The sequence below is a fragment of the Streptomyces sp. SID8352 genome (assembly GCF_009862265.1).
In the GTDB taxonomy this organism is placed as follows: domain Bacteria; phylum Actinomycetota; class Actinomycetes; order Streptomycetales; family Streptomycetaceae; genus Streptomyces.
The window spans coordinates 1-2,385 of record NZ_WWGX01000080.1; the positions used below are offsets into that span (position 1 = coordinate 1).

1 protein-coding gene is annotated in these 2,385 nt (G+C 73.3%); it reads left to right on the forward strand.

All coding sequences use genetic code 11. From position 1 onward, the window contains the following. A partial coding sequence (locus GTY84_RS24360) for a type I polyketide synthase (RefSeq protein ID WP_161228533.1) occupies nt 1-2,385 on the forward strand: 2,385 nt, incomplete at both ends.

A 2,385-nucleotide genomic window follows, 5' to 3' on the forward strand; every position in this document is an offset into this window, starting at 1 on the left:
GGTGACCCGGCGGCGGCCGGGCTGGGGCGGATCGAGCACCCGGTGCTGGTGGCCGGGGTGCGGGTCGGGGACCGGGACGAGTGGCTGTTCACCGGCCGGATCTCGGCCACGGCCCAGCCCTGGACCCAGGACCACGGTGTCCTCGGCCGGATCGTGGTGCCCGGCACCGCGCTGGTCGAGATCGTCGGCGCGGCCGGCCGCGAGGTCGGCAGCGCCCTGCTCGACGAGCTGGTGCTCGAAGCCCCGTTGATCCTGGACACCGACGACGATCTGCGCGTACAGGTGACGGTCGGGGAAGCGGACGAGGACGGCCGCCGCGCGGTCGCGATCTACTCGCAGCCCGGGGACGGACAGCGGGACGGAACCTGCCACGCCCGGGGACTGCTGGCACAGGACGACACCCGGGCCGACGCCCTCTGGGCGCCCGCCGAATGGCCGCCCGCGGACGCCGAACCCCTCGACGTGGACGCCTTCTACACCCGTCTGGCCGACATCGGCTTCGACTACGGCCCCGTCTTCCAGGGCATGCGGTCCGCCTGGCGGGACGGCGGCGAGGTGTTCGCGGAGGTCGCGCTGCCGGACGAGGACGCGGACGGGGCCAGGGGCTTCGGCATCCACCCGGCGCTCTTCGACGCCTCCCTCCACGGTGGGCTCGACTGGCTCGACCTGGGAGACGGCTCGGCCAGGCTGCCGTTCTCCTGGTCCGGGGTGCGCTTCGGACAGGGCGGCCGGGCCCGGGTGCGGGTCCGGCTCGGCTCGGCGGGTGACTCCTCGCTTCGTGTGGACATCGCCGACGAGCAGGGCGAGCCCGTGGCGCAGGTCGCCCGGCTGGCGTTCCGCACGGTCGACCGGTCCCAGCTCAAGACAGCCGGCGAGGACCACTCCGAGGCGCTCTACCGCCTCGACTGGACCGAGGTCGTGCCCGCGGCCGACGCGGCCGGGACGCCCCGGGTCGCGCTGCTCGACGACATCCTGGAACAGGAACAGGCCGAGGGTGCGCGAGCGCCCGAGCTGGTCGTCGCGGTGATCGCGGACGCGGAGGCGGGAGACGTGGCGTCCTCGGCCCACGAAGTCACCGCGCGCACGCTGCGGTTGCTCCAGGAATGGCTCGCGGACGAGCGGTTCGCCGGTGCCCGGCTCGCCGTGGTCACGCACGACGCCGTCGCGATCGGCGGGCGGGCCCCGGAGCTGGGCCGGTCCCCGGTGTGGGGCCTCGTCCGCAGCGCCCAGTCCGAACACCCGGGCCGCTTCCTCCTGGTCGACACGACCGGCGGGGAACTGCCCGACTGGGGACGGGTCCTCGCGACCGACGAACCCCAACTCGCCCTGCGGGACGGACGGCTGTACGCCCCGCGGCTGGCGAGGGCTCCGCGCCCGGTGGCCGGGGGGATCGAACTCCCCTCCGGGGGCACGGTGCTGATCACCGGTGGCACGGGTGGTCTGGGTGCCGCTTTCGCGGAGCACTTCGTGCGGGAGTACGGTGCCCGGAACCTGCTGCTGCTCAGCCGTCGCGGTGCCGCCGGTGAGGGTGTGCCCGCGCTGGTGGCGGGGCTGGAGGAACTGGGCGCGCGGGTGCGGGTGGAGGCGTGCGACGTCGCCGACCGCGAGCAGCTCGCCGCGGTGATCTCCTCGGTGCAGGGTCCGTTGACAGCGGTCGTGCACGCGGCCGGTGTCCTGGACGACGGTGTCATCGAGTCGTTGACCCCGGAGCAGTTGGACCGCGTGATGCGCCCCAAGCTGGACGCGGCCCTGCACCTGCACGAGCTGACCGTCGGCAGCGAACTCTCCGCCTTCGTCCTCTTCTCCTCCGTCGCCTCCTTGATCGGCAGCCCCGGTCAGGCGAACTACGCCGCCGCGAACTCCTTCCTGGACGCCCTCGCCGCCTCGCGTCGGGCCGCGGGTCTGCCCGCGACGGCCCTGGCCTGGGGCCTGTGGGCCACGTCCGGTGGCATGGCCGGTGAACTCGGCGAGGCCGAGATCGCCCGTCTCGAACGCATGGGCACGGCTGCCCTGTCCACCGATCTCGGTCTGGGGTTGTTCGACCGGGCGTTGGGTGTGGGTGAGGCGTTGGTGGCGCCGGTGTTGCTTGATGTGGGTGTGTTGCGGGTGCAGGCGCGGGCGGGGTTGTTGCCGGCGTTGTTCCGTGGGCTGGTGCGGGTGCCGGGTCGTGGTGCGGGTGTGGGTGGTTCGCTGGCGCGGCAGTTGGCCGGTGCGGGGGCGGGTGAGGCGGAGCGGATCGTTCTTGATCTGGTGCGTGGTCAGGTTGCTGCTGTGCTGGGTCATGCGTCGGGTGATGCGGTGGACGCGGAGCGTGCGTTTCGGGATCTGGGGTTCGATTCCCTGGGTGCGGTGGAGTTGCGCAACCGGTTGTCGCAGGTGAGTGGT